Annotated in this window: 4 protein-coding genes; all 4 read right to left on the bottom strand. The window is 73.5% G+C overall.

All coding sequences use genetic code 11. The features are described from left to right. Genes AB0C38_RS06925 through AB0C38_RS06910 form a run of 4 tightly spaced genes read right to left on the bottom strand, consistent with a single transcriptional unit; the run spans window position 1 to window position 25,785 of the window. Window positions 1–3,975: an amino acid adenylation domain-containing protein gene (locus tag AB0C38_RS06925; RefSeq protein ID WP_360667791.1), complete on the bottom strand. Its 3,975-nt coding sequence runs from the start codon at window positions 3,973–3,975 to the stop codon at window positions 1–3. Continuing rightward, the gene (locus AB0C38_RS06920) at window positions 3,972–24,137 is read right to left on the bottom strand and encodes a non-ribosomal peptide synthase/polyketide synthase (protein ID WP_360667788.1); all 20,166 of its coding nucleotides are present in this window, start codon (window positions 24,135–24,137) and stop codon (window positions 3,972–3,974) included. Before AB0C38_RS06920 ends, AB0C38_RS06925 begins: the two co-directional genes overlap by 4 nt. Next, window positions 24,068–24,274, bottom strand: coding sequence for an MbtH family protein (locus tag AB0C38_RS06915; RefSeq protein WP_360667785.1), 207 nt, complete (start codon window positions 24,272–24,274; stop codon window positions 24,068–24,070). The genes AB0C38_RS06920 and AB0C38_RS06915 overlap by 70 nt, the downstream gene beginning before the upstream one ends. Next, complete coding sequence (locus tag AB0C38_RS06910; RefSeq protein ID WP_360667782.1) at window positions 24,271–25,785, bottom strand: MFS transporter; 1,515 nt, start codon at window positions 25,783–25,785, stop codon at window positions 24,271–24,273. Before AB0C38_RS06910 ends, AB0C38_RS06915 begins: the two co-directional genes overlap by 4 nt. Window positions 25,786–25,860 lie beyond the last annotated feature (75 nt).

Genomic DNA, 25,860 nt, shown 5'->3' with positions numbered 1-25,860 from the left:
TCACTCGTCGGCGGTCACGGCGAGCCCGGCCTGCACGGCCCGGGCCAGCTCCGCCACGTGCGGCGGTTCGACCATGTCCCAGTGGTGCCCCGGCACCGGTGTCACCGTGAGCTCGCCGCGCGTGCGGGCGCGCCAGCTCTCCGGCCGCACCTCCGGGCGGCCCTTCACCGGGTGGGTGCCGGTGGAGGTGATGAGGTGGATGCCGGTGCCGACGACGGCCCGGCAGCGGTAGGCCTCGACGGCGTCCTTGCCGGCGAGGTAGACGCGGGCCATCTGCTCGACGACGGCGTTGCCCGCGACTTCCGAAACCATGCCGCGGTCGCGGGCCTCGGCGAGCATCTCGTCGAGCGTGTCGACGGCCCCCGGGGCCAGCTTCAGCACGGCCTCGCCGAACCACGCCAGCGGGTCGCTGGTGTCGACCTCGGGCAGCGGGTTGCCGTAGTCGTCGACGCCGAGGACGGTCGCGTCGATGACGCACAGGTGCTCGACCGCGCGGCCCGCGCTTTCCAGCTGGGCGGCCATTTCGAACGCGACCGAGCCGCCCTGCGACCAGCCGGCCAGCCGGATGGGACGGTCGCCGACGACCGGCAGGAGGTCGGCGACGAACCGCGCGGCCAGCTCTTCGATGGTGTGCACCGGCTCCTCGCCGGGCGCGAACCCGGGCGCCTGCAGGCCGAACACCGGCAGCGCCGGGTCCAGTTCGGCGACGAGCTGCAGGTACGGGAACGGGCTCCCGGCGGTCGGCGGCAGCAGGAACAGCGGCGCGACGCCCGCGCGGCCCGGCGAGAGCGGCACGACCAGTCCCCCGCCGCTTTCCCCGGCGCGGATGTGGTCGGCCAGGGCCCGGACGGTCGGCGCGCGGAACACCTCGGCGAGACCGACGGTCGCGCCCAGCTCGGCCTTGATCCGGTCGACCAGCACCACGGCCAGGAGGGAGTGGCCGCCGACGTCGAAGAAGCCGTCGGTGACGCCGACGCGGCGGCCCAGCAGGTCTTCCCACAGCTTCGCCAGCGCCATCTCCAGCTCGTCGCGCGGGAGCACCCCGGACGTCGCGACCGGCGTGGCGTCCGGGGCGGGCAGCGCGACGCGGTCGACCTTGCCGTTGGAGGTCAGCGGCAGCGTGTCCAAAGTGGTCAGCGTCGACGGGACCATGTATTCGGGCAGCCGCCCGGAAAGGTGCGCCCGGAGCTCCTCGGCGTCCACAGTGGATGGTGCGACGTACCCGGCGAGCGCGCCGTCGCGGACCACGGCGACCGCCTCGGTGACACCGGGGCCGCCGACCAGCGCGGCCTCGATCTCGCCCAGCTCGATGCGGTAGCCGCGCACCTTGACCTGGTGGTCGGTGCGGCCGACGAACTCCAGCCGCCCGTCCGGCAGGTAGCGGGCGAGGTCACCGCTGCGGTAGAGCCGTCCGGGGCCGAACGGGCTGGGCACGTACTTCGCGGCGGTCAGGCCCGGGCTGCCCGCGAAGCCGCGCGCGACGCCGGCACCGCCCGCGTACAGCTCGCCGGTGACGCCGGCCGGGACCGGCCGCAGGTGCTCGTCCAGCAGGTAGACCTCGGTGTTCCAGATCGGCCGCCCGACCGAGATCGGTGTCGTCACGCACCCGGCGGCGGGCAGCAGGTTGATCACGTTGGCCACCGACGTCTCGGTGTGGCCGTACTCGTTGGCCACGACGACTTCGGGTGCGTTCTCGCGCCAGAACTCCAGGGCTTCGGCGGTGAGCTGCTCGCCGCCGACGACCAGGTGCGCGGCCGCGGCCGCCGCCTCGGGGGCGAGGCACCGGCGCAGCGGTTCGAGGTGCGCCGGGGTGAGCTTGACGAAGCTGAACTTCCGGCCGCTCGACAGCACGTCCGCGAGGCCGGCCACCGGGTGCTCGTCCTCCGGCACCAGCGTCACGGTCGTGCCGCACAGCAGCGGCAGGAACAGCCCGGTGACGGTGAGGTCGAAGGCGAGCGACGAGTGCACCGGCGCGCCGTCGCCCTCGTCGGCGCGGTAGGCCTGGCGGCACCAGTCCAGGTAGTGGAGCACGCCGCGGTGGCTGATCATCACACCCTTGGGGCGGCCGGTCGAGCCGGAGGTGTAGATGACGTAGGCGAGGTTCTCCGGGTCGACGACCGGGTCGGCCCACGGCACCGGGTCGTCGGCCACCGGCTCGTCGGCGTAGATCACGACGTCGCCGAGGTTTTCGCCGGCGTAGCGGCGGGTGGTGACGAGCACGCGGGCGCCGGCCTGGCGGAGCATGTACTCCTTGCGGTCCTGCGGGTACGCCGGGTCCAGGGGGATGTAGTGGCCGCCGGTCTTGAGGATGGCGAGCAGCACGGGGAGCAGCAGCGGGCCGCGTTCGCAGAGCACGCCGACCGGGGTCTCGACGCCGACGCCGTGGGCGCGCAGCCGCTGGGCCAGCCGGGTCGCGCGGGTTTCCAGGTCGGCGTAGGTCAGCTCGGCGCCGCCGCAACGGACCGCGATGGCGTCCGGGTTGGACGCGGCCTGCTCGGCGATCCGGCCGTGCAGCGTGCCGCGCAGGTAGGGCTCGGCGGTGGCGTTCCAGGTCTCGAGGAGCAGCTTCCGCTCGTCCGCGCCGAGAACGTCCACTCGGGACAGCCGGACGCCGGGCTTGGCGGCCAGCTCGGTGAAGAGCCGGACGAAGTGCTCGCCCATCCGCCGCATCCGGGTCTCGTCGAACAACGCGGTCGCGTACTCCAGCACACCCGCCACGGAACCGTCCGGCCGGCGGACGAAGGAGATCATCAGGTCGAACTTCGCCGTGCTCGACTCCTGGTCCACCGGGGACACCGCGAGGTCGCCCAGCGCGGCTTCGCCTTCGGAGGAGTCGTAGACGGCGAACATCACCTGGACGACCGGGGTGTGCGCGAGATCGCGCTCCGGGGCCAGTTCCTGGACCAGCCGCTCGAAGGGCAGGTCTTCGTGGGCCTGGTCGGCGAGCCGGGCCACCTTGACGCGGTCGGCCAGCGTCGCGAAGTCCGGGTCGCCGGAGAGGTCGCCGCGGGCGACGACGGTGTTCACGAAGAACCCGACCATGTGTTCCAGCTCGGCCCGCGAGCGCCCGGCGACCGGGGTGCCGACGGCGATGTCCTCGCGGCCGGTGTGCCTCCCCAACACGACGTAAGCCGCGGCCAGCAGCGTCATGAACGGCGTGGCGCCGACCGCTTTGCCCTGGTCGATCACTGCGGAAGCGGCCGGCGCGGGGACGGTGAACCGGACCGAGGCGCCGTGGGGGTCGCGCTGGGCCGGGCGCGGCCGGTCGGCGGGCAGCTCGAGGGTCTCGAGCCCGGCGAGGCGGTCTTTCCAGTAGGCGAGATCGGCTTCGTGGACGTCGACCCGGGACTGTTCCCAGGCCGCGAAGTCCGCATAGGACAGTTCGATCGGCGGCAGCTCCGCGCCGGTGTAGAGCTTGCGCAGGTCGTCGAGGAGGATCGGCAGTGACCAGCCGTCGCAGGCGATGTGGTGGACGTTGAGCGCGAGCACGTGCCGCTCCGGCGCCTCGCGGACCAGCATGGCCCGGAACACCGGGCCGGTGGCCAGGTCGAACGGCTGGCTCACGTACTCCGCCAAGACGGCATCCACGTCCCCTTCGACCACCGGCAGCTCGACCGGGGCCGGGGCGCCGATCACCTGGCGCGGCTTGTTGTCCTCGGCGACGTACGTCGTGCGCAGGATCTCGTGCCGTGCCACGAGAGCGTCGAGCGAGCGCCGCAGGGCCTCGACGTCGAGGACGCCGTCCAGGCGCAGCAGGAGCGGCACCGCGTACTCGGCGCTGTCCGGGTCGAGCCGGTCGAGGAACCACAGCCGCTGCTGCCCGGCCGAGAGCGGCAGCGGGGCGGCACGATCGGCCGGGCCGAACGCGCGGACCGGCGCGGTGGCGCGTCCTCGCAGCCGCCGGGCGAGCACCGCGGCCCGGAGCCGGGCCGCCCGATCGGCGTCGGCCTCCGGGCGGATGTCGAACGTGGTCATGCGCTGGCCTCCTCGGTGAGGGAGTCGAGGAGCTCCTGCTCGGACATGCCGGCGAGCTCGGCCTCGATCTCGGTGTGGACCACCGCGGCGAGCGCGGTGACCGTGGTGGTCTGGAAGAGCACGGGCAGGGGCAGGTCCACGCCGAAGGCGGCCTGCAGCCGCATGCGGACCTTGGCGGCGAGCACGGAGTGCCCGCCCAGTGCGAAGAAGTCGTCGCCGAGCCCGACCCGGGGCACGCCGAGCACCTCGGCCCAGATGTCGGCGATCAGCTGCTCCTCGGGACTGCCCGGGGCGACGTAGTCCGCCGTCTCGTCGGCCGGTTCGGGCAGTGCGGCGCGGTCGAGCTTGCCGCTGGCGTTGACCGGCAGCGTGTCGAGCACGACGAACGCGCTCGGCACCAGGTGTTCCGGCAGCCGCTGCCCGAGGAACGCCCGCAGGTCTGCGGTCGTGACGTCTCCGGCGACGTACGCGACCAGGCGTTTCTGGCCGGCCGGGTCGGGCTTGGCCAGCACGACCGCCGCGGTGAGCGCCGGGTGGGCCCGCAGCGCCGACTCCACTTCGCCGAGTTCGATGCGGAAGCCGCGGATCTTGACCTGGTCGTCGGTCCGGCCGAGGAACTCCAGCTCCCCGGCGCGGGTGCGGCGGACCAGGTCACCGGTGCGGTACATCCGCCCGCCCGCCGGGTTCGCCACGAACCTCGTGGCCGTCAGTCCGGGACGCCCGAGGTAACCGCGGGCGAGGCCCGGACTGGCGACGTACAGCTCGCCCGCCACGCCGGGCGGCACCGGCTGGAGCCGGTCGTCGAGGACGTACGCGCTCGTGTACCGCAGGGCGCGGCCGATGGTCACCTGCTCCCCCGGCACCAAGGGCTCGCCGACGGTGGAGACGACCGTGGCTTCGGTCGGGCCGTACATGTTGAGCATCCGCCGGCCCGGCGCCCACTTCGCCACCAGGTCGGGCGGGCAGACGTCGCCGCCGACGACGACCGTGCGGAAGTCCGGCAGGTCCGGATCCTCCACGGTGGCCAGTGCCGCGGGCGGGATGAGCGCGTGGGTGACGCGGCCCTCGGCGAGAACGTCCCGCAGCTGGTCACCCAGGAGCGGGCCGGGCGGGGTGACCACCAGGGCCGCGCCGGTCATCAGGGACGCGCACAGCTCCAGGATCGACGCGTCGAAGCTCGGGGACACGTACTGCAGCACCCGGTCACCCGGGCCGACCTGGTAGGCGGCGACGGTGTTGGCCACCAGCGTGCCGAGGCCGGCGTGGCTGACCACGACGCCCTTCGGCCGGCCCGTCGAACCCGACGTGTAGATCACGTACGCCGCGTTCTCCGGCTTGACTTCGACGTCCGGCGGGCCGCCGTCCATTGTGGACACCGGCAGGCCTCGCAGCGTGAGCACCGGGTTCGCGTCGTCGAGCATGTAGCGGATGCGCTCCTCCGGGTAGCTCGGGTCGATCGGGAGGAACGCGGCTCCGGTCTTCACCACCGCGAGCTGTGCGACGACCAGGTCGGCCGAACGCGGCAGCAGCAGCGCGACCACCGTCTCCGGAGCGGCACCGCGGCTCTGCAATACGCGGGCCACGCGGTTGGCTGCCTTGTCCAGTTCGCCGTAGGTGAGCGAGTCCGGTCCGGCCACCACGGCCGGGGCGTCCGGGTCCCGGCGCACCTGGGCCTCGATCAACCCGGCGAACGTCCCGCCGGGGGCGTGCTCGGCGAGCGGGGTGACCTCGGCCGCGTCCAGCATGGGGATCCGGTCGACCGGACGCACGGGGTCGGCGGCGAACCCGGCCAGGAGCCGGACGTACCGCTCGGCGAACCCGGCGACCGTGTCCTCGTCGAACAGCGCGACCGGGTACTCGAGGACGCCGTCGACCGCGCCGGAGGGCTGCTCGCGCAGCACCATGGCCAGGTCGAACTTGGCCGCGCCGGTCTCGACGCCGAGGGCTTCGCAGTCCAGGTTGCCGAGCTCCCAGCCACCTTCCGAGACCGTCTGCAGCGCGAACATCAGCTGCACCAAGGGGTTCCGGCTCGGGTCGCGGTCGGGCCGGAGCTCGGCGACGACCCGGTCGAACGGGACTTCCTGGTGGCTGAAGGAGTTCAGCGCCGTCTCGCGGACGCGTTCCACGAGTTCGGTGAAGCCGGGCGAGCCGGTCAGGTCCGCACGCAGGGCGAGCGTGTTGACGAACTGGCCGATCAGCCGCTCGGTGTCCGGGTGGTCCCGGCCGGCGACCGGGCTGCCCACGGCGAACTCGCGCAGCCCCGTGTGCCGGGAGACGAGGACCTGGAACCCGGCCAGCAGCGTCATGAACAGGCTGGCCCGGGCTTCCGCGCCCAGCTCGCCGAGCCGTGTCGCCAGCTCCGCCGGGACGCTGAACTCGTACCGCGCGCCGCGGGGGTCGCGCACCGCGGGCCGGGGCCGGTCCGCGGGCAGCTGCACGACCTGCGGCACGCCGGACAGCTGTGTCCGCCAGAACTCGACGTCCGCTTCGGTCGGCTGGGACCAGGCCGCGACGTCGGCGTACTGCACCGGCAGCGGCGGCAGGTCCACACCGGCGTAGAGGTCGCGCAGCTCCTCGGCGAGGATGCCCTCGGACCAGCCGTCGAGGACGATGTGGTGCGCCGACAGGACCAGGACGTGGTCGTCCGCGGCCAGTCGCCCGAGGGCCGCGGAGAAGACCGGCCCCGTGGCGAGGTCGATCCCCCGAGCCTCCAGGAACGACGTGATCTCGTCGATGTCGGTCACCGGCAGCGGGACCGGCCCGGCCGGGTCGACGACCTGCTTGGGCTCGCCGTCCAGCTCGACGAACCGGGTCCTGAGGATCTCGTGCCGCTCGACCAGCTTCGTGAGGGCGGCGGCGAGAGCGTCGACGTCGAGGGGGCCGCGCAGGCGGACCGCGTTCGGCACCAGGTACTCGGCGCTAGACGGTGCCATCCGGTCGGCCAGCCACATGCCGACCTGGACACCCGCGAGGGGTGCCGGGCCGTCGGGCCGCTTCGGGATGGCCTCGAACTCGCGCCGGGTGGCGCGGGCGACGGCGTCGGCGAGTTCCGCGACCGTGGGCGAGTCGAAGATGAGCCGGATCGGGATGTCCGCCGAGAGCCGTTTGCGCAGCTCGGCGACCACCCGGACGCCCAGCAGGGAGTGCCCGCCCAGGTCGAAGAAGTTGTCGTCCGCGCCGACCCGCTCGACCCCGAGGACGCTCTGCAGCACCTCGGCGACGAGTTCCGCGACCGGGCCTTCCGGCGCCCGGTACTCGGCGCCGGCCGCGGCGGGTGCGGGCAGGGCCTTGCGGTCGATCTTGCCGCTGGTCGTGGTCGGGAACTCCGGCAGCACGCTCAGCGCGGTCGGCACGAGGTAGACGGGCAGCCGCTCGCGCAGCTGCTCGCGGATCCCGGCTTCGGTGAGCGTGACGCCGGCCTGCGCGGTGACGTATCCGGCGAGGCGCTTGTCGCCCGGCGACGGCTGCCACACCGTCACCGCGGCTTCGCGCACCCCGGGCAGTTCCAGGAGGACCTGCTCGACCTCGCCCGGCTCGACGCGGATGCCGCGGATCTTGACCTGCGAGTCCTGCCGGCCGAGGAAGGTCAGCGCGCCGTCGGGGGTGCGCAGGCCGCGGTCGCCGGTGCGGTAGAGCCGCTCGCCGGGCACGAACGGGCTGGCCAGGAACGCGGCCGCCGTCTTACCCGGGTTGCCGAGGTAACCCCGCGCCAGGCCGACGCCGCCGATGAACAGGTCACCGGGGACGCCGACCGGGACCGGCCGGAAGTGCTCGTCGAGGACGTGGATCTGGTTGTTCGCGATCGGCGACCCGACGCTGACCGAGCCCGCGCCGTCGAGGTCGGAGCGGAGGCATTCGCGCATGGTCGAGTCGATCGACACCTCGGTGGCGCCCCACTGGTTGTGCAGGGTCGCGTTCTCCCCCAGCCGGTCGAAGAACAGCTTCAACAGCTCCGGCTGCAGCGCTTCGCCGCTGGTGATGACGTTGCGCAGCGGCTTGAGGGCCGCGCGGTCGGCCGGGGTCAGCTGCTCCAGGAACAGGGTCAGCATGCTCGGCACGAACTGCAGGTTCGACACTTGGTGCCGGATGGCGCCGTCGAGGATCGCGGCCGGGTCGCGGTGCAGGCCCGGCGGGATCAGCGCGACCCGGCCGCCGACGATGAGCGGCCACAGGCATTCCACGGCCGCGTCGTCGAACACCAGCGTCGTCTTCTGCAGGACGCCTTCGCCCGGCTGGAGCCGGTAGGTGTCCTGGTGCCAGCGCAGCCGGTTGACCCAGCCGCGGTGGGTGCTCGCGACGCCCTTCGGCTTCCCGGTGGAGCCCGAGGTGTAGTAGATCGACACCAGGTTGTCCGGGTGGGTCGTGTCGGTCAGCTCTGTCGCGTCACGGTCCAAATCGGACACTTCGAGGAAGACGATCTCGCTGTCCTGTGGGGTTGACGCCCCCGCGTTGACCAGGCAGACCGTCGAGTTCGCGTCGCCGAGGATGCCCAGGACCCGGGGTTCGGGCGCGTCGGTCTCGATCGGGACGAACGCGCCGCCGGCCTTGAGGATGGCGACCAGGCCGACGATCAGGTCGATCGAGCGGTCCACCCGCAGCCCGACCGGGACGTCCGGGCCGACGCCGTGCTCGACCAGCCGTGCCGCGAGGACTCCGGCGCGACGTTCCAGCTCGGCGTAGTCGATGTGGTCGTCCAGGTACTCGACGGCGGTCGCATCGGGCGTCCGCTGCGCCTGCTCGGCGATGAGCTGGTGCAGACAGACGTCCTCGTCGTAGGCGACAACCGTGTCATTGACGCCGTTGACGAGGTGCTCGCGTTCGGTCGTGCTCAGGAGGTCCAGCTCACCGACCGGAGTAGAAGGAGCGTCGGCGATCCGCTCGAGGAGGGTGGTGAAGTGGCCGGCCAGCCGCTCGATCGTGGTGGTGTCGAACAGCGCGGTCGGGTACTCGAAGATGCCGGTCAGGGCACCGTCGGCGTCCTGGGCAAGCGCGAGTTCGAGGTCGAACTTGCTGACCTGGGTGTCGACGGCGAGCCGTTCGACGGCCAGGCCCGGCAGCGCCCAGCCGGCTTCGTCGTTGTTCTGCAACGCGAACACGATCTGCACCACGGGCGTGCGGGTGAGGTCGCGTTGCGGGCGCAGGAGCTCGACGATCCGGTCGAACGGGACGTCGTCGTGGTCGAACGCGGCCAGGGTGCTCGTGCGGACGCGGGTCAGCAGCTCGGTGAACGCCGGGTCGCCGGTGAGGTCCGCGCGCAGCGGCACGGTGTTGACGAAGTGGCCGACCAACGGCTCGGTCTGCGGGTGGCTCCGGCCGGACACCGGGGTGCCGATCGCGAAGTCCCGCATCGCGGTGTACCGGCTGATCAGGACCTCGAACGCGGCGAGCACGGTCATGAACAGGCTCGCACCGTGCCCGGCCCCCAGCGCCGCCAGTTTGGCGACGACGTCTGCCGGGATGTGGACGGGCGTCTTGGCGCCGGCGATGTCCCGGACGAGGGGCCGCGGCCGGTCGGCGGGCAGTTCCGCGACGTGCGGCATCCCGTCGAGTGCGTGCTGCCAGAAGGCGAGCCCGGCTTCGTCGGAGTCGGCGGCTTGCCACGCGGCGACGTCACCGAACTGCACCGGCAGCGCGGCGGGCCGGATCCCGGCGTAGTGGTCGCGGAGCTCGGCGGCGAGGACGCCCATGGACCAGCCGTCGGCGACGATGTGGTGCAGGAGCAGCACCAGCACGTGATCGGTGGCCGACACCCGGCCGAGCGCGGCCCGGAACACCGGGCCGTGCTCGAGGTCGAGCGGAGTGTCCACTTGGGACCGGACGAACTCCTCGACGTTCGATACGTCAGCGATCGGGAGCGGCACCGGCCGCACCGGGTCGGCCACCTGCGCCGGCTCGCCGTCGACTTCCACGAACCGGCTGCGCAGCACCTCGTGCCGCGCCACCACGGCCGACAGCGCGCCGGTCAGTGCCGCCACATCGAGGTCCCCGCCGATCCGCAACGCCAGTGGTACCAGGTACTCAGCGGACCCCGGCGCGAGACGCTCGGCGAACCAGAGCCCGCGCTGCACCGGCGAAAGCGGCGTACGCGCCCCGTGATCGCGGACCGGGATCGGCTCGAAGTCCACAGTAGACGCTCCGGGCACCAGCCGGGCCAGCGCCGCGATCGTCGGGGCCTCGAACAACGCCCGCACACCCAGCCGCACCCCGAACTCCGTGCGCATGCGACCGGTCACCTTCGCCGCCAGCAGTGAGTGCCCACCGAGGGCGAAGAAGTTGTCCTCCACGCTCGGCTCCGGCACCCCCAGCACGTCGGCCCAGATCCCGGCGAGCGCGATCTCGACGGGCGTCCGCGGCGCGACGTGCCCGGCGCTGATCCGCTGCGGCGCGGGCAGCGCGGCGCGGTCGAGCTTGCCGTTCGCGGTCCGCGGCAGTTCCGCCAGGGGCACGATCACCGACGGCACCAGGTACTCCGGCAGCCGCGCGGCGGCGTGCCCGGCCAGCACCGCCGGATCCGCGGTGCCGACGACGTAGGCGACCAGCAGCCCGTCCCGGACCACGACGGCGGCCTGCGTGACGCCGTCGTGCGCGGCCAGCACGGCCTGCACCTCGCCCGGTTCGACGCGGAAGCCGCGGATCTTGACCTGGTCGTCGGCGCGGCCGGCGTACTCCAGCACGCCGTCACGGTTCCAGCGAGCGAGGTCGCCGGTGCGGTACATCCGCTCCCCCGCCCGGAAGGGCGAAGCCACGAACCGCTCGGCGGTCGCGCCGGGCTGGCCGAGGTAGCCGTGCGCGGTGCCGACGCCCGCCAGATACAGCTCGCCGACGACCCCGGCGGGCACCGGCCGCAGCCGCGCGTCCAGGACGTAGGCCTGCTTGCCGGTGACCGGCCGCCCGATCGGGACCGGCCCGTCGACCGCCGTGACCGCGTGGAACGTACTGAAGCCCATGGTCTCGGCCGGGCCGTAACCGTTGACCACCGCGACGTGCGGGTACGACCGCAGCACCTTCGCCAGGTGCGCGGGCGAGGCCGCCTCGCCGCCGGTCATCGCGCGGCGGACGGTCGCGAACACCGCCGGGTGCTCGTCGACCAGGAAGTTGAACAGGCTGGCCGAGACGTCCAGGACCGTGACGTCGTGCGCCACGACCAGGTCCTCGATCAGCCCCGGCTCGGGCCGCTGGCCGGGTTGCAGCACGACCGTGCCGCCGGCCAGCAGCGGGCCGAACAGCTGCGTGCCGAACGCGTCCCACGACACCGGCGCGCACTGCAGCCAGACGTCGTCCGGGCCGAACCCGGCGTAGTCCTGGCCGGTCAGCGTGCCGACGACGGCGCGGTGCGGGGCCGCGACGGCCTTGGGGACGCCGGTGGAGCCGGAGGTGAACATGACGACGGCGAGGTCGTCCGGGCTGCCGGGCAGGCCGAGGACACCGCCGTCGCGGACGGCGATCGCGGCCGCGTCTTCGACGACGTCGATCCGGCGCCAGGGCAGCTCGCGTCCGTCGGTCAGCACGACCGCCGCCGACGTCCGCCGCAGCGCGGCGACCAGACGTTCGGCCGGGAAGTCCGTGTCCAGCACGGTGTAGGCGGCCCCGGCCTTGAGCACGGCGAGCAGCGCGACGGCCAGCCGCGGCGAGCGTCCGATGTGGACACCGACCACGTCACCGCGGTGGACGCCCTCGGCGACCAGGTGCCGGGCGAGCCGGTTGGCCTCCGTGTCGAGCTGCCCGTAGGTGAGCGCCGAGCCTTCGAAGACGAGCGCGGTCGCGTCCGGAGCCCACTGCGCCTGCCGCTCGACGAGTTCGTGCAGCCGCATCGCGGGAGCCGTCGCCGGCGTCGTGCCCAGGGCCAGCAGACCTGCGTGCTCCTCGGCGGTGAGCACGTCCAGGTCCGTGACCGGGACGTCCGGCGTCGTGACGGCCGCGGTGAGGAACCGCGCGAACCGGGCCGCGATCGACTCGGCCGTCGCCGCGTCGAACAGGTCGTCGGCGTACTCCAGCTGGCCGCTCAAGCCGGCCGGAGTGCCATCGAGCAAGTGGTTCTCTTCAATCCCCGCGGTCAGGTCGAACTTCGCGACGTCGCGGCGGACCGTGACGCCCTCGGTCTCCAGACCCGGCAGGCCGAGCCGCGCGGTGGCGTTGTTCTGCAGCACCAGCATCACCTGGAACAGCGGGTGCCGGGCCGCCGAGCGGGCCGGGTTCAGCTCCTCGACGACCCGCTCGAACGGGACGTCGGCGTGCGCCAGCGCGGCCAGCCCGGCGTCGCGGACGCGGTTCAGGAGCTGCCGGAACGTCGGCTGCCCGGAGACGTCGGTGCGCAGCACCAGGGTGTTGACGAAGAACCCGGCCAGGTCGTCGAGCGCGGTGTCGCCGCGACCGGCGACGGCGGTGCCCAGCGGGACGTCGTCCCCGGCACCGAGCCGCGACAGCAGCGCGGCGAACCCGGCCTGCAGCGCCATGAACAGCGTCGCGCCGTTGCCGCGGGCCAGGTCGGCGAGCGCCGTGTGGACGTCCGCGCCGAGCGCGAACTCCACCGAACCGCCGCGGTGGCTCGCCACGGCCGGGCGGACCCGGTCGGCGGGCAGCGCCAGCTCCTCGGGCGACCCGGCGAGGGCGTCACACCAGAACGCGAGCTGTCCTGCGATCTCCGGCTCGTCGAGGACTTCCCGCTGCCACAGCGTGTAGTCCGCGTACTGCACCGGCAGCGGCGCCCAGCCCGGAGCCTCGCCGTCGAGCCGAGCCGCGTAGGCAGTGGCCAGGTCGCGCCACAGCGGCGCGGCCGACCAGCCGTCGGACGCGATGTGGTGCAGCACCAGCAGCAGCACGTGGTCGTCGGCGGCGACCTCGACGAGGTGCGCCCGGATCGGCAGCTCGGTCCGCAGGTCGAACACGTGCGCGGCAGCGGCCGCGAGCACGTCCGGCAACGAGTCCTCGGTGGACTGCGTCAGCGTCCACGGCACCGCGGGCGCGGTCAGGATCTCCTGCCACGGCTCACCTTCGTGCGACGGGAACACCGTGCGCAGCGACTCGTGCCGCTCGACGACGTCGGCCAAAGCGGCCTGCAACGCGGCCACGTCGAGGGAGCCGCGCAGGCGCAGCGCACGCGGGACGTCGTAGCCGGCGTTGGCCTCCTCGGCCTGGTCGACGAACCACAGCCGCTGCTGCGCGAACGACAGCGGCAGCCGCTCGGGCCGCTCGCGGCGGGTCACCGGCGGGCGTGCCGGGGCGGCGTCGCCGAGGACTTCGGCGAGCCCGGCGACGGCCGGGGTGCGGAACAGGTCCCGGATGCCGAGTTCGACGCCGAGCACCGCGCGGACGCGGCCGATCAGCCGGGCAGCCAGCAGCGAATGCCCGCCCAAGTCGAAGAAGCCGTCGTCGAGGCCGACCTCGGGTAGCCCGAGGACCTCGGCGAACAGTCCGCAGAGGACGTTCTCGGTGACGGTCCGCGGCCGGCGGCGCGAGCCCGCCGCGAAGTCCGGCGCGGGCAGCGCGCGGCGGTCCAGCTTGCCGTTCGCCGTCCGGGGCAGCTCGGGCAGGGGCACGATCGCCGAGGGCACCAGGTAGTCCGGCAGCCGGTCGGCCAGGTACGCCCGCAACGCGGCGGGATCAGCCGAGCCGACGACGTAGCCGATCAGCCGCCCGTCGCGGACTACGACCGCGGCCTGCTCGACACCGTCGTGGCGGGCCAGCACCGCGCGCACCTCGCCGGGTTCGACGCGGAAGCCGCGGACCTTGACCTGGTCGTCGGCGCGGCCGACGTACTCGAGGACGCCGTCGCCGTTCCATCGGACGAGGTCGCCGGTCCGGTACATCCGCTCCCCCGCCGCGAACGGCGACGCCACGAACCGCTCGGCGGTGGCGCCGGGCAGGCCGCGGTAACCGTCGGCGAGGCCGTGGCCCGCGAGGTACAGCTCACCCGTGACGCCGGGCGCGGTCAGGGCGAGGTGCGCGTCGAGGACGTAGGCGCGCTTGCTCGCGACCGGCCGTCCGATCGGGATGGCCACGCCGCCGAGATCCGCCGACGTGATCGGGTGGAACGTCGTGTAGCCCATGCTCTCGGCCGGGCCGTAACCGTTGATCAGCTGGACGTCCGGGTACTCGCGCAGCGCCTTCGTGACGTGTTCGACGGACGCCGGCTCGCCACCGGTCATCGCCCGGTGAAGCACGGTGAAGACCTGCGGCTCCTGGTCGAGGAGGTAGTTGAACAGGCTCGCCGAGGCGTGCAGCACGGTGACGCCGTGCTCGACGACGAGGGCCGCGATGCGGTCCGGCTCCGGGTTCTGGCCGGGCTGCAGGACCGTACGGCCGCCGTAGAGCAGCGCGCCGAACAGCTGCAGCGCGAAGCCGTCCCACGACACCGGGGCGCATTGGAGCCACACCTGGCCGGCGTCGAAGGTGGCGTAGCGCTGGCCCATCGTCGCGACGACGCCGCGGTGGGAGGTGGCGACGCCCTTGGGCACGCCGGTGGAACCCGAGGTGAACATGACGCAGGCCAGGTCGGCCGGGGTCACCTCGACGTCCGGGTTCGTGCGGTCCGCGTGGTCCGGCACGGTCCTCAGCACCCGCTGCACGCCGGCCTGCTCGATGACCGCGGCCAAGCGCTCGGCCGGGTAGCTGGGGTCGAGCAGGGTGTACGCGGCCCCCGACTTGAGCACGCCGAGCACCGCGGCCGCGAAGCCGAAGCCACGGTCCAGCAGGACGCCGACGACCTCACCGCGACGGACACCGTCGTCCAGGAGGTGGTGGGCGACCTGGTTGGCGCGGGCGTTCAGCTCGCCGTAGGTCAGCTCTTCGCCCTCGAACAGGATCGCGACGGCGCCGGGGTCCTGGCGTTCGACGATGGTGTGCAGGCAGTCCTCGGGCGCGGCGCTCAGCTGGACGGCGTTGCCCGAGATCAGCACGAGGTCGCGTTCGGCGCTGGTGAGCACGTCGAACGCGGCGATCGAAGTCGTGGGCGCGGCGGCGATCTGCTCCAGCAGCCGGACGAACGCGGCGGCCAGGCGCTCGGCGGTGGCGGCGTCGAACAACGCGGTCGCGTACTCGAAGGCACCGGTGATCCCCCCGCCGTTGCCGTGCTCCTCCAGCGCGGCGGTGAGGTCGAACTTGGCGACCGCGCGGGCCACCTCGTACGGCTCGGTGTCCACTCCGGACAGAGCGACCGGCGGCGTGTCCTGTTGCAGCACCAGCATCACCTGGAACAACGGGTGCCGGGCCGCCGAACGCGCCGGGTTCAACTCCTCGACCAGGCGCTCGAACGGGACGTCGTCGTGCTCGAACGCGCTCAGGTCGGCTTCCCGGACGCGGTCCAGCAACTCGGTGAACGCCGGGGCGCCGCCGACGTCGGTCCGCAGGACGACGGTGTTCACGAAGAACCCGACGAGGTCGTCGAGCGCCGGGTCGGGCCGGCCGGCGACGGGGGTGCCGATCGGCACGTCGTCTCCCGCGCCGAACCGCGCCAGCAGCGTGGCGAGGGCGGCTTGCAGGACCATGAACAGGGTCGCGCGCTGCCTGGCCGCCAGCTCCAGGAGCCGCGCGTGCAGCTCGGCCGGGATCGTGACGGCCGCGGCCCCGCCGGCGTGGTCGACGGTGGCGGGCCGGACACGGTCGTAGGGCAGGGCAAGCTCTTCCGGCAACCCGGCGAGCGCGTCCGTCCAGTAGGCGAGGTCGCTGTCGAGTTCTCGTTGCCACAGCGTGTAGTCCGCGTACTGCACGGGCAGCGGCACCCACTCCGGAGCGCGGCCGCCGAGCCGGGCCGCGTAGGCGTCGGCCAGGTCGCGCAGCAGGACCGGGATCGACCAGCCGTCCCCGGCGATGTGGTGGGTCACCACGAGCAGGACGTGCTCGTCGCCCTCGCTGAACAGCCACGACCGCACCGGCGGCGCGGCGGCCAGGTCGAACGGGGTGCGCGCGGCGTCGGCGACCGAGCCGGTGCCGACCTCGAACGGCACCACGAACTCGTCCAGGATCACCTGGTACGGCCCGGACTCGTCCTCGGCGTAGTACGTGCGCAAGGCTTCGTGGCGTCCGGCCACATCGGACAGTGCGGCCGCCAGCGCGGCAACGTCGACGTCGCCGCGCAGCCGCAACGCGATCGGCATGTGGTACGAGGTGTCCGCACTGTCCATCCGGGACAGGAACCACAACCGCTCCTGGCCGGGCGCCAGCGGAAGCCGCTCCGGCCGCGCGCGCCGGGTGATCGCCGGGCGAGCCGCGACGGCGTCACCGAGGCTTTCGCTCAGCCCGGCGACCGTCGGGTTCGCGAACAGCGCCCGCACGGTGACGTCGAGGCCCAGCACCGCGCGGATCCGCCCGGCGAGCCGGGTGGCCAGCAGCGAGTGGCCGCCGAGGTCGAAGAACCCGTCGTCGACGCCGACCACGGGCACGCCGAGGACCTCGGCGAACAGCTCGCACAGCGCGTGCTCGCGGGCACTGCGCGGGAGCCGGCCGGCGCCGCTTTCGAGCGCCGGCGCGGGCAGGGCCTTGCGGTCCAGCTTGCCGTTCGGCGTCCGGGGCAGCTCGTCGAGCAGCACGAACGCCGAGGGCACCATGTACCCGGGCAGCGCGGCGGCCAGGTGCCGGCGGAGGTCCTCGATCTCGACCGGCGCGGCAGGCACGACGTAGGCGACCAGGCGCTTGTCGCCGGGCCGGTCCTCGCGGACGACGACCGCGCGCAGCGCGACCGCCGGGTGCGCGGCCAGCACGGCCTCGATCTCGCCCAGCTCGATGCGGAAGCCGCGGATCTTGACCTGGTGGTCGACGCGGCCGAGGAACCGGATCTCAACGTCCCGGCGGCGGGCGACCAGGTCCCCGGTGCGGTACATCCGCTCCCCCGCCTCGAACGGCGAGGCGACGAACCGGTCGGCGGTGAGGTCCGGGCGGCCGAGGTAGCCGCGCACGACGCCGTCACCGGCGAGGTACAGCTCACCCGGCACGCCTGCCGGCACCGGCCGCAGCGCCCGGTCCAGCACGTGGACCTGGGTGTTCGCGATCGGCGTGCCGATGGTCGGCGCGCCTTCGCCGACGCGGGCGGTGGTCGACCAGATCGTCGTCTCGGTCGGGCCGTACATGTTGGTCACCGACGCGGCCCGCGCCCGCAGCGCGACGGCCAGGTCGTCCGGCAGGGCTTCGCCACCGACCAGCACGTGCACGCCGGAGAGGTCGACCGGCTCGGCCAGCAGCGCGTGGAAGAGGCTCGGGGTGGCCTGCAGGAGGGTGACGCCGTCCTCGGCGAGCGCGGCCAGCGCGCGGGTGTCGCGGACGTCGTCGCGGCTCGCGAGGACGACGGTCGCCCCGGCCAGCAGCGGCGCGAAGATCTCCAGGCCGGCGATGTCGAAGCCGACGGTCGTGACGGCCAGGAGCCGGTCGCCGGCGGTGATCGCGAACCGGTCGACCATGTCGAGCAGGAAGTTCAGCAGCGGCCGGCGCGGGACGACGACGCCCTTGGGGCGGCCGGTCGAACCGGACGTGAAGATCACGTACGCCGGGCTGTCCGGCGACGCGGTGTGCGCCAGGTTTCCGGCGTCGCCCTCGAAGGCGAGTTCGTCGCGGGTGAGCACCAGAGCCGGGTCGGCGTCCTCCAGCATCATCGCGATGCGGTCGGCCGGGTAGTCCAGGTCGAGCGCGAGGTACCCGGCGCCGGTCTTGAGCACGGCGAGCATGGCGATGATCAGCTGCTCGTCGCGGGGCAGGGCGAGGGCGACGTACCGCTCCGGTCCGGCGCCGCGGCCGGCCAGGCGGTGGGCGAGCTGGTTGGCTCGGGCGTTCAGCTCGGCGTAGGTCAGCGTGGTGGTGCCGAACTCCAGCGCGGGCGCATCCGGGGTCGCCGCGGCCTGGGCCTCGAACAGCTCGATGACCGAGGTGTCCGGCAGCTGTCGCTCGGTCTCGCTGTTGGATGCCTCGATGGCGACGCGCTCGACGTCCGACAGGAGGTCCACTGTGGACAAGGCCGCGGCGGGCGTCGCGACGGCGGCGGTGAGCAGCCGGACGAATCGGTCGGCCAGGTCGGCCGCGGTGCCCGGGTCGACCAGGTCGGTCGCGTACTCCAGGTAGCCGCCGATCCCGGCCGGCGTGCCGTCGGCGCCGGTGGTCTCCTCCAGGTTGAGGGTGAGGTCGAACTTTGCCGTCGCGGTGGTCACCGGCACGTCCGCCGCAGCCAGGCCGGGCAGGGCCAGGTTCGCCGCGACGTTGTTCTGCAGCGCCAGCATCACTTGGAACAACGGGTGCCGCGCGGTCGAGCGGGCCGGGTTCAGCCGCTCGACGACCCGTTCGAACGGGACGTCGGCGTGGTCGAACGCCTTGAGCGAGCTTTCGCGGACCCGGCGCACGAGGTCGGTGAAGCTGGGGTCGCCGCTGAGGTCGGTCCGCAGCACCAGGGTAGAGACGAAGAAGCCGACGAGGTCGTCGAGCGCGGCGTCCGGCCGGCCCGCCGACGGGGTGCCGACGGCGACGTCGTCCCCGGCCCCGAGCCGGGACAGCAGGGCCGCGAACCCAGCCTGCAGCACCATGAACAGCGTCGCGTGCTCGCCGCGGGCCAGGTGCAGGAGCCGGGCGTGCAGGTCCGTGTCGAGGGTGATCGGGACGGTCGCGCCGTGGTGGCTCGCGACCGGCGGGCGCGGGTGGTCGAAGGGCAGGGAGATCTCGTCGGGCAGTCCGGCGAGGGCGTCGGCCCAGTAGCCGAGAGAGTCGTCCGGCAGTTCCTGCTGCCACAGCGCGTAGTCCGCGTACTGCACCGGCAGCGGTGTCCACTTCGGAGCGTCGCCTTCGAGCCGGGCCGCGTAGGCGGCCGACAGGTCGCGCAGGAGCGGGCCGAAGGACCAGCCGTCGGCGGCGATGTGGTGGGTGACGATCACCAGGATGTGGTCGCCGGCCTGACGCAGCAACGCCGCGCGGATCGGGAGGTCGGCGGCCAGGTCGAACTCGCGGGCGGCGAACTCGGCCACGTCCACCGCGGCTTCGGTCCACGGCAGCTCGGTGAGCGGGCGGATCTCCTGGCGGGGCACGCCGTCGGTGTCCGGGAACACCGTCCGCAGCGCCTCGTGCCGCTCGACGACGTCGGCGAACGCCTGGCGCAGCGCGGGCACGTCGAGGGCGCCGGTCAGCCGCAGGGCACGCGGGACGTTGTAGGTGGCGCCGGCCTGGTCGAGCTGCTCGACGAACCACAGGCTGCGCTGGGCCGGCGAGAGCGGCAGGACGACCGGGCGCGGCCGGGCCACGACGGCCGGGCGGGCGGCGCGGGCGGTGTCGAGCACCGCGGCCAGGCCGGCGACGGTCGGCGCGCGGAAGACGTCCGCGACGCCGATCCGGACCCCGAGCACCGCGCCGACGCGGGCGACGAGCCGGGCGGCGAGCAGCGAGTGCCCGCCGAGGGCGAAGAACCCGTCATCCACGCCGACCGACTCGACGCCGAGCACGTCGGCGAACAGTCCACAGAGGACCTCTTCACGCGGGGTGCGCGGCGTGCGGCTCGTGGTCGTGCGCTCGGGAGCGGGCAGGGCGCGGTGGTCGAGCTTGCCGTTGGCCGTCAGCGGCAGCGCGTCCAGCAGGACGAACGCCGACGGCACGAGGTGCTCCGGCAGTCGCTCGGCGAGGTACGCGCGGAAGTCGGCCGGCTCGCCCACGACGTAGGCGACCAGGAGCTTCTGGCCGGGCCGATCCTCGCGGACGACGACGGCGGACTCGGTGACGGCCGGGTGCGTGCCCAGCGCGGTCCGGATCTCGCCCGGCTCGACGCGGAACCCGCGGATCTTGACCTGGTCGTCGGCGCGGCCGACGTACTCGAGGACACCGTCGGCGCGGCGACGCACGAGGTCGCCGGTGCGGTACATCCGCTCCCCTGGCCGGTGCGGCGACGCCACGAACCGGACGGCGGTCAGGCCGGGCCGGCCGACGTAGCCGTCCGCGATGCCGCCGCCCGCGGCGTACAGCTCGCCGACGACGCCGGGCGCGACCGGCCGCAGCCGCTCGTCCAGGACGTACGCGCGCTTGCCGTTGAGCGGCACCCCGATCGGGATCGGCGCGCCCGTGAAGTCGGCGGCCGTGACGCGGTGGCTGCTGACGAAGATCATGTTCTCGACCGGCCCGTAGGCGTTGGTGAACGCCACCGCCGGGTGGCTTTCGAGCGCCTTGGCCAGGTGGGCGACCGACGCGACTTCGCCGCCGGTGTAGACGTGGCTGACCTGCGCGAACACGGCCGGGTACTCGTCGAGGAGGAAGTTCAGCAGGCTGGCCGAGGCGAACATCGTCGTGACGCCGTGCCGGTGGACCAGGTCCGCGATGAGCGCGGGCTCGGGCTTGGGACCGGGCTGCAGGACGCAGGTCGCGCCGGTGAGCAGCGCGCCGAACAGCTCGAACGCGAAGGCGTCCCAGGACACCGGCGCGGTCTGCAGCCAGACGTCTCCGGTGTAGCCCTGGCCGAGGACGGTCGTGGCGACGGCTTCGTGCGAGGCGACGACCCCCTTCGGCGTCCCGGTGGAGCCGGAGGTGAACATGACGCAGGCGGGACCGGCCGGGGACACCGCACGACTCGGCGGCGTCGCGAAAGAGTCCACAGTGTCCCATTCGGACAGGTCGTCGAGCACGACCGGCGCGTCGACCTGCTCGGCCAGCAGCTGCCGCCGCTCGGCGGGGAACGACGGGTCCAACAGCGTGTAGCCGCAGCCGGCCTTGAGCACGCCGAGGATGGCGGCGACCAGGTCGGGGCCGCGGTCGAGGCAGATCGCGACGATCCGCCCGGCCGGGACGCCGGCCAGCAGTGCGGCGACGCCGTTCGCGCGGGCGTCCAGCTCGGTGTAGGTGACGGTCCGGTCCTCGAACAGCAGCGCGGTGCGGTCCGGGGTGCGGCGGGCGTGCTCCTCGATCACCTCGTGCAGGGTCACGGCCGGCGCGGCGGGCGCGGGCATGCCGCCCGTCTCGGCCTGGATCCGCTCGGTCGCGTCGAGGAGGTCGAGGTCGCCGATCCGCGTGTCGGGGTTCGCGGCGACCGCGGACAGGACGCGCAGCAGGCGGCCGGCCAGCGTGGCGGCGGTGTCGCGGTCGAACAGGTCGCTCGCGTACTCCAGCAAGCCGGTCAGCTCGCCGTCGCGTTCCTCGAAGATCGCGGCCAGGTCGAACTTCGCGTACCCGATGTCGACGCGCTCGCCGGTGGACCGGGCACCGTCGACGGTCAGCTCGGCGGCGAGGTTGTTCTGCAGGACGAGCAGGACCTGGAACAGCGGGTGGCGGCTGAGCGAGCGGGCCGGGTTCAGGTCTTCGACGACGCGCTCGAACGGCACCTCGGAGTGCTCGAACGCGGCCAGGCAGGTCTCGCGGGCGCGGTCGAGGAGCTCGCGGAACGTCGGGTCGCCCCCGGTCGCGGTGCGCAGGACGACGGTGTTGACGAAGAACCCGACGAGGTCGTCGAGGGCGGCGTCGGTGCGGCCGGCGACCGGCGAGCCGACCGGGACGTCCTCCCCGGCGCCGAGGCGGGTGAGCAGCGCGGCGAACGCGGCCTGCAGCACCATGAAGAGCGTCGCGCCTTCCGCCGCGGCCAGTCCGGCCAGGCGGCGGTGGACGTCGGCGGGCACGTCCATCGGGACGACCCCGCCGCGGTGGCTCGCGACCGCCGGACGCGAGTGGTCCGCCGGCAGCGGCAGCTCCTCGGGGAGCCCGGCCAGAGCGTCACGCCAGTACGCGAGGTCGCGCTCGACGGGGAGTTCCTGCTGCCACAGCGTGTAGTCCGCGTACTGCACCGGCAGCGGCGTCCACTTCGGAGCGTCGCCTTCGAGCCGGGCCGCGTAGGCGGTCGACAGGTCACGCAGGAGCGGGGCGAAGGACCAGCCGTCGCTCGCGATGTGGTGCACGACGAGCAGCAGCACGGCGGTGTCGCCGGGCAGGGTGAAGAGCGTGGCACGGATCGGCAGTTCGCGGGCGAGGTCGAACCCGGCCTCGGTGGCCGCGGTCAGGTCCGCGGCGAGCATGTCCTCAGTGGACGTTGTTGCTACCCACGGGACTTCACCGGTGGGCAGGATGCGCTGCACCGGCTCGTCGCCGTCACGGGTGAAGATCGTGCGGAGGGTTTCGTGCCGGGCGACGACGTCTTCGACGGCCCGGCGCAGCGCGTCCGCGTCGATCGGGCCGGTCAGGCGGACGGCCTGCGGGACGTGGTAGCTCGCGTTCCGCGTGTCGGCCTGGTCGAGGAACCACAGCCGCCGCTGGGCGAACGACAGCGGCATCGGCTCGGGACGGGGTCGCGGGGTCAGGGCCGGGCGGGCTTCCGGGGCGTCTTCGAGAAGCTCGGCCAGCCCGGCCGGGGTCGGCGCGCGGAAGATGTCACCGATGGCCGCTTCGACGCCGAGCGTCGCGCGGATGCGGGAGACGAGCTTGGCCGCGAGGAGCGAGTGGCCGCCGAGGGCGAGGAAGCCGTCGTCGATGCCGATGCCGTCGACGCCGAGGATCTCGGAGAACAGCTCGCAGAGCGCCGCTTCGCGCGGGGTGCGCGGGGCGCGGCCGGTGCGGGCGGCCGACCAGTCCGGCGCAGGGAGAGCCTTGCGGTCGAGCTTGCCGCTCGGGGTCAGCGGCAGCGTCTCCAGCACCACGAACGCGGCCGGGACCATGTACTCCGGCAGGTTCTCGGCGAGGGCCGCGCGCAGGGCTTCGACATCAGGAGTGCCGTCCGGGACGACGTAACCGACCAGGCGCTGGTCGCCCGCACGGTCTTCGCGGGCCAGCACGCACGAGCCGCCGACGCCGGGCTGCCGGTCGAGGACGGCCTCGATCTCGCCCAGCTCGACGCGCAGGCCGCGGATCTTCACCTGGTGGTCGGTGCGGCCGAGGTAGTGCAGCGCGCCGACCGTGCCATCCTCGGACCAGCGCGCGAGGTCGCCGGTGCGGTACATCCGCTCCCCCGGCTCGAACGGGCTGGCCACGAACCGCTCGGCCGTCAGGCCCGGCCGGCCGTGGTAGCCGCGGGCCAGCTGGATCCCGGCGAGGTACAGCTCACCGGACACGCCCGGCGCGACCGGGCGCAGCTCCGCGTCGAGGACGTAGGTGCGGGTGTTCCACACCGGACGTCCGATGGGGACTGTCCGTTGTGCCGGGTCGCACGCCCAGTACGTGACGTCGACCGATGCCTCGGTCGGGCCGTAGAGGTTGTGCAGCTCGACGCCGGGCAGCGTCTCGAAGAACCGGGCCTGCAGCTCGGCGGGCAGCGCCTCACCGCTGCACAGCACGCGGCGCAGGCCGGTGCAGGTCGCCGCGGCCGGGTCGAGCAGGAACGCCTGCAGCATCGACGGGACGAAGTGGACGGTCGTGATCCGCTCGGCGCGGATCAGGCCGGCCAGGTAGGCGGGGTCGCGGTGGCCGCCGGGGCGCGCGACGACGAGCGTGGCGCCGGTCAGCAGCGGCCAGAAGAACTCCCACACGGAGACGTCGAAGCTGGACGGCGTCTTCTGCAGCACGCGGTCGGTCTCGTCGAGACGGTACTCGGCCTGCGTCCAGGCGAGCCGGTTGACGATGCCTTCGTGCGGCACCAGCACACCCTTGGGGCGGCCGGTGGAGCCGGAGGTGTAGATGGCGTAGGCGAGGTCCTTTGTGGACGTCGTTGGTGCCGGCTCGGTGTCCGGGTAGGCGGTGAGGTCGAGGGCGTCGAGGCAGAGGGTCTCGGTGGTCTCGGCGTCGAAGAGGCTTCTGTGGTGGGTCTGGGTGAGGACGACCGGGGCGGCGCTGTCGGCGACCATGTAGGCCAGCCGGTCGGCCGGGTAGTCCGGGTCGAGCGGGACGTAGGCGCCGCCGGCCTTGAGCACCCCCAGCAGGGCGATCACCAGCTCAAGGGATCGGTCGGCGCAGACGCCGGTGAGGACGCCGGGGCCCACGCCCCGCTCGGCCAGGAGATGCGCGAGCCCGTTGGCCTTCCGGTGGAGCTCGCGGTAGGTCAGGGACTCGCCTTCGAACACCAGCGCCGTCGCGTCCGGGGTGCGGGCCGCCTGCTCGGTGAGCAGCCGGGCGAGCGTGCGGCCCGCTTCCGGGACGTCGGTGGTGGTGTCGTTCCAGGCCGCCAGCAGCTGCCGGTCGTCGACGTTCACGTAGATCAGCTCCAGTTCGGTTACTGCCGGCGGGTGGGTGGTCAGCGCATCGCGGCGACGAGGCTCGCCGGGCGCAGGTCGGTCCAGTGCGTCTCGACGTACTCGAGGCACGCGGCGCGGGTGTCCTCGCCGTGCACGGTCCGCCAGCCGGCCGGGACGTCCACAGTGGACGGCCACAGCGAGTGCTGGTTCTCGGCGTTGACCAGGACCAGGAAGGTGCCGTTCTCGTCTTCGAAGGGGTTGGTCATGACTTCTTCTCCTCTGTGAGGGCGGCCCGGCCGAGTGCCGGGGTGGCGACGAGCAGGGCGAGCGCGACGAGCGCGACCGCGGCGTGGGCGAACATCGTGAGCGGGACGCCGATCGTCTCGGTCAGCACGCCGATCAGCAGGTTGCCGACCGGGGTGGCGGCGAGCGTGAACAGCGCGAGGATCGACATCACGCGGCCGCGCATCTCGGGGGTCGCCCACCGCTGGGCGAGGCTGACGAGCACGAGTGCGGTGAGCCCGGCGACCAGGCCGAGGGTGAAGAAGGCGGCGATGCCGACGGCCAGGGAACCGGAGGCGAGCAGGGCGAGGCAGCCCACCTGCGCGGCGAGCCCGCAGGTCGCGAGCCGGCCGGCCTTTTCCCGCGGCGGCCACTTGACCGAGACGACGAAGGCGAGGGACGCGCCCAGCGTCATGGCGGTGAGCAGCCAGCCGGCGCCCTGGGTGCCGCCCAGCAGGACCAGGCCGAGGTTGATCGGGCCGGCCCCGCTGAGCTCGAGGAGGCCGGTGACGATCATGGCGGTCCGGAGGGCGGGCCGGCGCGCGACGTACCGGCAGCCTTCGCCGATCTCCGTCCCGAGCTGCCGGATCTTGACGCGCTCCCGGGGTTCCGGTTTGCCGAGGGTCTTGGTCTTCCCGGCGGCGAGGGCGGAGATCCCGAAGCTGACGCCGTTGACGACGGCGACGGTGACGAGCCCGCCGAGCCCGGCCAGCCACGACCCGAGCGCCCCGCCGGCGGCCTGCCCCCCGCGCACGGCGGCCAGGTAGACGGCGTTGCCCCGCACGAGGTGTTCGGGCGGCAGCAGGTTCGGCCGGAGCGCGTCGGAGGCCGGGATGAAGAAGGCACTGGCCACGGCCATGACGACGATGAGCCCGGCGAGCAGGGGAAGTTCGGGCCCGACGACGAGAACGGCGGCGGCCCCGCCGAGCATGGCCCCGGCCCGGATGAGGTCGGTGGTGACGAGGACGCGCCTCGGCCCGGTCCGATCCGCGACGGCGCCGCCGACGAGCAGGGTGAGGACTTTGGGGAGGGAGCCCAGGGCGAGGACCAGGCCCGCGAGGGCGGGTCCGGCGGTGCCGACGAGGGTGACCGAGAGGGCGATCAGCCAGACGGCGTCGCCGAAGGAGGAAAGGCCCATGGCGAGGACGAGGCCGAGGAAGGGCGCGGGAAGAGCTTTGCCCGCGGTGGTGGCGGCCTTGCGTTCCGAGGCGCCCCCGCCTGCGGCGGTGGCGGGCTCGGCCGCGGAAGCGAATTCGCCTTCGGCGGCAGCCTCGCCCACGGCAATGCCAGGCTCGGCGGCGGCCGCGAGTTCGGCCACCGCAACACCCGGGGCGGATGGGAGTTCACCTGCGGCAGCGAGCTTGGCCGCGGAAGCAAGCTCGCCTTCAGCGGCAGCCTCGCCCACGGCAATGCCAGGCTCGGCGGCGGCCGCGAGTTCGGCCACCGCAACACCCGGGTCGGCCACCGCGGCGCGCGGCTCGTCGACGGCCGTCATGACGCACCGCCGATCGCCGTCACGCGGAGCGTCGCGAATGATTCATTCGGGACCTCCGAAGACCCGAATGAGTCA

This window comes from Amycolatopsis sp. NPDC048633 (genome assembly GCF_040650695.1).
Taxonomy (GTDB): domain Bacteria; phylum Actinomycetota; class Actinomycetes; order Mycobacteriales; family Pseudonocardiaceae; genus Amycolatopsis.
Note: the sequence above shows the minus strand (reverse complement) of the source record. Positions and strands in the feature narration are given on the sequence as shown.